Annotated in this window: 7 protein-coding genes; 5 read left to right on the top strand and 2 right to left on the bottom strand. The window is 73.5% G+C overall.

Annotation, left to right across the window (positions count from 1 at the left end):
• Positions 1 to 9 precede the first annotated feature (9 nt).
• From ACFC1R_RS21655 to ACFC1R_RS21670, 4 genes are read left to right on the top strand one after another with little or no spacing between them, the layout of a single operon-like run.
• Positions 10 to 1,272 (top strand): MFS transporter, encoded by a 1,263-nt coding sequence (locus ACFC1R_RS21655; RefSeq protein ID WP_375940934.1) that lies wholly within the window; start codon positions 10 to 12, stop codon positions 1,270 to 1,272.
• Entirely contained in the window at positions 1,265 to 2,458 is a 1,194-nt protein-coding gene (locus ACFC1R_RS21660; RefSeq protein WP_375940936.1) for an ATP-grasp domain-containing protein, read from the top strand. Before ACFC1R_RS21655 ends, ACFC1R_RS21660 begins: the two co-directional genes overlap by 8 nt.
• 25 nt (positions 2,459 to 2,483) lie before the next feature.
• Positions 2,484 to 3,905, top strand: a complete 1,422-nt coding sequence (locus ACFC1R_RS21665; protein WP_375940938.1) for a TldD/PmbA family protein — start codon at positions 2,484 to 2,486, stop codon at positions 3,903 to 3,905.
• Positions 3,905 to 5,236: a metallopeptidase TldD-related protein gene (locus tag ACFC1R_RS21670; protein ID WP_375940940.1), complete on the top strand. Its 1,332-nt coding sequence runs from the start codon at positions 3,905 to 3,907 to the stop codon at positions 5,234 to 5,236. Before ACFC1R_RS21665 ends, ACFC1R_RS21670 begins: the two co-directional genes overlap by 1 nt.
• 329 nt (positions 5,237 to 5,565) lie before the next feature.
• On the opposite strand, the gene ACFC1R_RS21675 is transcribed toward ACFC1R_RS21670, so the two are convergent.
• Positions 5,566 to 5,958 (bottom strand): nuclear transport factor 2 family protein, encoded by a 393-nt coding sequence (locus ACFC1R_RS21675; RefSeq protein ID WP_375940942.1) that lies wholly within the window; start codon positions 5,956 to 5,958, stop codon positions 5,566 to 5,568.
• A gap of 99 nt (positions 5,959 to 6,057) precedes the next feature.
• Here ACFC1R_RS21675 and ACFC1R_RS21680 point away from each other — a divergent pair, with 99 nt between their 5' ends.
• Positions 6,058 to 6,534, top strand: a complete 477-nt coding sequence (locus ACFC1R_RS21680; RefSeq protein ID WP_375940944.1) for a MarR family winged helix-turn-helix transcriptional regulator — start codon at positions 6,058 to 6,060, stop codon at positions 6,532 to 6,534.
• Positions 6,535 to 6,692: 158 nt separating this feature from the next.
• Here ACFC1R_RS21680 and ACFC1R_RS21685 read toward each other — a convergent pair.
• Positions 6,693 to 7,016 (bottom strand): ATP-binding protein (locus ACFC1R_RS21685; protein WP_375940946.1); only part of this gene is annotated, 324 nt, incomplete at its 5' end.

Consider the following 7,016-nt stretch of genomic DNA (forward strand, 5'->3'; position numbering starts at 1 on the left):
CCGGATCCGGTGCCAGGTCCGACCGGCACGGTCGGGTACCCGGCCCTGCTCGTCTCCTTCGCGGTCTCCAGCTTCGGCAGCGGCATGGTGCTGCCGCTCACGGCGGTCTACATCTCGTCGCAACTGGGCCTGGGGGCCCAGGCCGCCGGACGGTACTTCGTACTGATCGCCGTCACCAGCTTCCTCGGCACGCTGGTGGGCGGCAGGCTGGCGGACCGGCGGCGGCCGGGAGCCGTGGCCGCGGCCGGACTGGTCGTGCTGGCCGCCGGGTACGCGCTCCTGGCACTGGCCGGATCCGCACTCTCGGTGATGCTCTGCGCGGTGGTCGTGGGGGCGGGGAACTCCCTGCTCTTCCCGGCACTGCCGCCGGCGCTCGGCGCCGTGGTCCCCGAGTCGCAGCGACGGCGCGCGTTCTCGCAGCGCTACACGGCGATGAACGTGGGCATCGGCCTGGGTGCCGCGGCCGGCAGCGCGATCGTCGGCCGGCTGCACGGCGACACCGGGTACCACCTGCTCTACCTGGCGGACGCAGCCACCTTCCTCCCGCTCGCCGTCACCCTGCTGCGGGTGGGACCGGTGGGCCGGGACGCCGAGCCGGCCGGGCAGCCCGACGAGCCGCCGCAGGAGCAGGAGCGGCGCACCGGCTCCGGCTACCTCACCCTGCTGCGGTCCAGGCCGATCCTGCTGCTGGCCCTGGTCCAGTGCTTCAGCCTGCTGTTCGGGTACGCGCAGTTCGAGACCGCGGCTCCGCTGCTGATCCACCGTGCGCTGGCCGGAGAGGTGTGGCTGCTGGGGGCGGTGGTGGCGGTCAACACCGCGGTCGTGGTCCTGCTCCAGGCGCCCCTGCGCCGCTGGTTCAGCCGCCGTACGGAGAGTTCGGCGCTGGTCGTCGGTGCGCTGTTCTGGGCCGGCGCCTACGGCTGCGGTGCGCTGGCCGCCGGTCTGCGGTCACCGGTCGGCCCCTCGGTGATGGTGGCGTTCGCGGTGCTGTTCGCCGTCGGAGAGACCGCCTACGCCTGTTCCTTCTACCCGTTGATGATGCGGCTCGCGCCGGACGGGCTGCTCGGCCGGGTGAGCGCCCTGACCTCGCTCGGGTCCAACGTGGGCTCGACCGTGGGGCCCGCGCTCGGGGTGGCGGTGGCCGCCTCGCTGGACGTGCGGGTCGGCTGGGTGCTGCTGGCGGGCGGCGCGCTCGTGCTCGCCGGGACCGGTGTGCTGCTGCATCGCACCGTGGGATCCACCACTGTTGTCGCAAAGGAAGAGCATGTCTGACGAACTGCTGTTGATCGGTGCCGGTTTCCTGGGCGTCCCCTACATCGAGGCGGCCCGCCGACTCGGTGTCCGGGTCAGGCTGATCGAGACCGCCCAGCACGCGAAGCTGCTGGGTGACCGGGTGGACGAGGTGGTGGTGACGCCCGGCGGACCGGACGAGGTGTGGGCGCAGGCCGCGTGCGCGGCGGCCGAGGAGCGGCGCCCGGACGGTGTGCTGGCCTTCTCCGAGCCCCAGGTGCTGGCCGCCGCCCTGGTACAGGAGCGTTTCGGTCTGCCGGGACCGTCGATGTACGCGGCCTCCGTCTCGCGCAACAAGGCGCTGCAACGGGCCGCCTTCGGCGCCCTCGGCCTGCCGCAGCCGCGCCACGTGGTCACCGACGACCTCGCCTCGGCCGAGGAGTGGGTGTCCGCCGAACTGCCCGTGGTGGTCAAGCCGCTCACCGGGGCGGGCAGCGCGGGAGTGGAACTGGTGGCGGACCAGGCCGCCTTCGCGGACGCCGTCCGGCGCCGTGCGGGCAGCGGCCGGCTGCTGGTCGAATCCCTGGCCACCGGCCCCGAGTACAGCTGGGAGGGGCTGCTGCGGGACGGTGAGGTGCTGTTCGGCAACCTCACCGCGAAGGAGACCACCGGCGCGCCGCAGTTCGTGGAACGCGCGCACCGCCCCGGACAGCGGCTGACGGGCGCGGCGGGAGAGGCCCTGGACCGGCTGGTCCCCCGCGTGGTGAGCGCACTGGGCATGCGGACCGGCATCGTGCACCTGGAGTTCAGGCTGACCGAGAGCGGTCCCTGCATCATGGAGGTCGCGGTGCGCACGCCCGGCGACTACATCCTGGACGTCATCTCGGCGGCGTACGGCTTCGACCTCTACGAGGCGGTGCTCAGGCTCGCCATGGGCCGGCCCCTGCAGGACGTTCCCCCCACCGGAGCGGTCCGCCGGGCCGCCAGCTGGTTCCCGATCGCCGAGGCCGGCACCGTGCTCGCGGTCGAGGGCCTGGACGAGGTCCAGGCGCACCCCGCGGTCCGGAGGGCCTCGGTCTGGCCGAAACCCGGGGACGTGGTCAGGCCGCTGTCCTCCTCCGCCGACCGGGTCGGCTGCGTCCTGCTCGACGGCCGGGACGAGCGGGAGTTGGAAGAGGCGTTCCGGTTCGTCCGGGACCGCCTGCACATTGTCACTCGGCAGAAGTGAGTCAGCCATGGTCGACGGGAGCGCGATGACAGGGCAACAACCGGCCGGACGCGAGCAGAGCCGGCTGCTCGCGCAGCCGGACCAGGACCGGATGACGCAGGAGAGCGAGGTGCTGCTCGCGCACCTCAGGCGCAGGCGCCGCAGCGACTGGCTGGAGGGCACCGTCCTGGTCGACAGCTCGGTGCGGCGCAACGGCCGGTACGCGGACGGCCGGCTCGCGGAGACCACGCTGGTGGTCGACGCGGGGATGGCCGTGCGGCTGCTCACCCCGGACGGGTTCCGCTACCGGGCCGCCTCCGCGCCTGCCGACTCGCTGGTGGACGAGCTGCTCGGTGGTCGGTCCCCGGCGAACGGCCGCCGCCGGGAGGGCGCGGCCGGGCAGCGGGCCTCGTGGGACGCCGCCGGCGCGGCACAGGAGGCGGACACCGCGGAGCTGATGGCGCTGCTCGACGGGATCGACGCCGCGGCGCGGGCCCAGGACCCCCGGATCGTCCAGGTGTTGATCTTCTTCGACGTGGTCCGGCGCGGTGTGCGGATCGGCTCGCTGGACCAGGGCGTGGTGGAGGACCGCCGCGACCTCGTCTACCTCACCGTCAGGACCGTGGCGAAGACCGGCGACCGGATCGCGGCCGGGTTCTACACGCCAGGGATCGCCGGCGCACCGGGTCTGCTGGACGCGGCGGCCATCGGTCGGGAGTCGGCGGTCCGCGCGGTCCACTCGCTGGAGGGCCGCCCGGCTCCGGTCGGCGAGTTCCCGGTGGTGGTGGCCGGCGGGCGCGGCATCGTGCTGCTGCACGAGGCGTGCTGCCACCCCCTGGAGGGGGACGAGGTGCTGAAGGGATCGATCTACAGCGGGCGGGTCGGGGAGCGGATCGCCGCACCCGGCGTCACCATCGTCGACGACGCCGCGCTGCCCGACGCGGTCGGCTCCCACCGGTACGACGACGAGCGGGTGCCGGCTTCGGCCACCACCCTCGTCGAGGACGGCGTGCTCCGCTCGTTCCTCACCGACCGCGAGAGCGCGCTGCGGCTGGGTACCTCGCTCACCAGCAACGGCCGGTGCCACTCCTACCAGCAGCCGCCGATCCCCCGGATGACCAACACCTGCCTGGGCGCAGGCGCGCTGACACCGGAGGAGATCATCGCCGACACCCCGCGCGGCATCTACGCCGAGCACGTGGCGGGTGGCGAAGTGGTGGAAGCCACCGGGGAGTTCGTCTTCCGGGTCACCAACGGCTACTACATCGAGAACGGCCGGCTGACCGACCCGATCGCCGAGACCACCATCGCCGGCAACGGTGCCAAGGTGCTCACCGACATCGACGCCATCGGCAACGACGTCCAGCTCGGCGCCGCCAAGTGCGGGAAGTTCGGCCAGCTGATCCCGGTGGGAGTCAGCGGACCGACGCTCAGGGTCGCTTCGATGCTGGTGGGAGGAACGAGCTGATGTCCGAGGACACCTATCTGACGCAGGTGCTGGACTGCGCCGAGCGCCGGGGCGCGGTCGCCGAGGCCAGTCTGTCGATCGCGCACAGCAGCGAGCTCGTCGCGGTCAACGGCCGGGTGGACCGGTCCGGTGGCGGCCACAGTGCCACGGTCGCGCTGTGGACCTGGCGGGACGGCCACGAGGGGTACCTGGTGTGCACCCCGGACACCCCGCCGCAACTCGCCGTCGAGCAGGCGCTGGAGCTGGGCGAACGGCTCGCCCCCCGGGGGCCGCTGCCCGCCACGCCGGTGGCCGGGGGCACCGCCGCCGCCGTCGCCCCGGGTCTGGACCCGACCCCGGCCGAGGAGATGGCCGAGGCACTGCGGAAGCTGTCCGCCGAGCCGCACGAGCGCAGCGGTCTGCGGGCCGAACTGCGGGTGCAGACCCAGCACCGAGAGGTGCACCTGCGGCACAGCCGGGGCTTCGCCGGTTCCTACCAGGACAGCACGGCGGCCCTCCAGGTCCGGGTCGGAGCCCAGGGCAGCGGCGTGGGCTTCGGAGTGGACGAGCGCTTCGGCCGGTCCGTACCCCGGCTGCTGGACGGACCGGCCGCCGAGGCGATGCGGGAGGCCGAGGAGGAGGCGCTGGCGCACTCCGGCGCCGGCCTGCTGGAGGGTGCGCCGGCGACCGTCGTGCTGCACGGCCGGGTGGCGGCGGCGCTGCTGGGGCTGCTGGCCCCGACGCTGATGCTGGACTCCGTGCGCCAGCAGCGGTCCCGCTGGGCCGAGCGCACCGGCGAGCGGGTGGCCGCGCGCGGGCTCTCGATCACCGAGGACGTCACGCTCGACGACGCCCCGCTCTGGGCTCCGTTCGACGACGAGGGCACCTCGACCCGCTCGGTGCGGCTGGTCGACGACGGCGTCCTGGAAGGGTTCCTGAGCGACCGGCGCACCGCGATGGAGGCGGGTGCCGCCAGCACCGGGTCCGGCTGGCGCGGTCCGCGCGGGGAGATGCCCTCGGTCCGCGCGGGGTGCCTCGTCCTCGCCGGCGGGGACGCGCTGGCCACCCAGGTCGACCGGGGCGAGGACGCCGACGCGCTGTGGGTGACCCAGGCGCAGGGCATGCACATGGCGAACGAGGTGACCGGTGACTTCTCCTTCGGGGCCAGCGGCCTGCTGGTGGGGTCGTCCGGCCGGAGCCGGCCGGTCCGCGGGTTCACCGTGGCGGGGAACGTCCACCAACTGATGGACCAGGTCGAGGCCACCGGCCGACTGCTGCGCTTCAGCCGTGGCTGGGGCGGCTTCCTGGCCGCGCCCGACCTGCGCGTCCGGGGTCTGAGCCTCGGCGCCTGAGGGCCTGACGAACTACGGTGCCGGGCCCTGGCGTTGGACCGCCGGGGCCCGGCCTGTGGGTGTCGCGTACTCCGGAACGACCGAGATCACCGATGTGGCCGAGGTGAGGGCGGGTCGGGTGCGCGCCGCCCGGGTCGTCGGATGTGCCGTGCGGGAAGTGGAGGACCGGATCCGGGCCGTTGCCGTCGCACGGGACGTGGTCGCCGGCCGGATGTGAACTCCGTTCCGTCGGGCGGGAGATGAGTCGGTCTCGCAACGGAGGGCGGGCCCCGGTGTCCGAGGCCCGCTCCTCCGTTGCGGCCGGGTCCGACCTGACGGTGGCGTCCTGGTCAGCGGGCGCTGCCGAGGTTCCGGTCCGATTCGTCGCCGTCGAGCATCAGGGTGGTCTCCTCGACGCGGTTGAAGCGCCCGTCGGGCGCGAACTCGCCGAAGAGGTAGACCTCCATGCGCACGGCGGAGCCGTCGGTCTTGGTGATGTCGACGGTGTGCCGGTCGGCGTACCGGTTGCCGTCGGTGAGCTCGTCGTGGACCTCGACCGAACCGCCGGCCACGACCGTGCGCAGGTGGGCGATGTGGGTCAGGAACTCCTGGCGGTCGTCCCAGCGGCCGTCGGTGCGCTGGCGGTAGTCGGGGGCGAAGTGCCGGTCGGCGGCCTCGTGCAGGTCGAGCCCGGGGGTGAAGAGGAGGTCGTTCAGAGCGGTGGCGATGTCGGTGTGGCCCATGGCGGGTCCCTTCGTCGTAACGTTCGGAAAGTGCGTGCGCTGCGCACGCATTACGAACGGTACCGCATCAGCGTGCGCTGCGCACGCTAATCTGGAGTCATGCAGAACGACGTGGGACAAGAGATCGCCGACGCACTGGGGTTCCTGCTCAAGCGCAGCACGCGCGCGCACCTCTACCAGGGCCTGACCGACGGACTCGGCGAGGCGGTGGACGACCTGACCTACCCGGTGCTGAGCGGCCTGGCCAGGACCGGGCCGTGCAGCGCGGCCGAGTTGGCGCCCGAGGTCGGGCTGGACAGGTCCGGTGTGACCCGGCGCGCGTCCCGGCTGGAAGCGGCCGGGCTGGTCCGGCGGGAACCCGACCCGGCCGACCGGCGAGCCGCCCTGCTGATCCTCACCGCCGACGGCGAGCGGGTGGTGGCGGCGAGCCGGCGACGCCTGGCGGCGCACATCGAAGCGTCCCTGAGCTCCTGGCCGCCCGCCGAGGCACGGGCCTTCGCCGACCAGCTGCGCCGGTTCGTCACCGACGGGCCCTTCACGCCGCAGCGCGACCCCGGGACGCCCCCCGGCCACTGAGCACCCGAGCCCGGGATCAGCCCCCCGGGCTCCCCACCCCGGTCGTAGGACCCCCGACACCCCGCCCCGGCCGGCCTCCCGGCCCGCAACTCCGATGCCCGCCGGGCCACGCCGGTGCGCTGGTTGTCCGGGGGGGTGGTGTGGGTTGGTTGTGGGGGTTAGTCGGGGGTGTTGGTCTGGGGTGGGGGGAGGAGTTGTTCGGCCCAGATGATTTTGCCGTCGGGGGTGTAGCGGGTGCCCCAGTGTTCGGCGAGTTGGGCGACGAGGAAGAGGCCGCGGCCGCCTTCGTCTTCGGCGGCGGCGTAGCGCATGTGGGGGGAGGTGCTGCTGGTGTCGGAGACTTCGCAGATGAGGGTGCGGTCGAGGAGGAGGCGGACGCGGATGGGGGCGGTGGCGTAGCGGATGGCGTTGGTGATGAGTTCGCTGAGGATGAGTTCGGTGGTGAAGGTGGTTTCTTCGAGGCCCCAGTGGGTGAGTTGGCG

Source organism: Kitasatospora sp. NPDC056138 (assembly GCF_042264695.1).
GTDB lineage: Bacteria > Actinomycetota > Actinomycetes > Streptomycetales > Streptomycetaceae > Kitasatospora.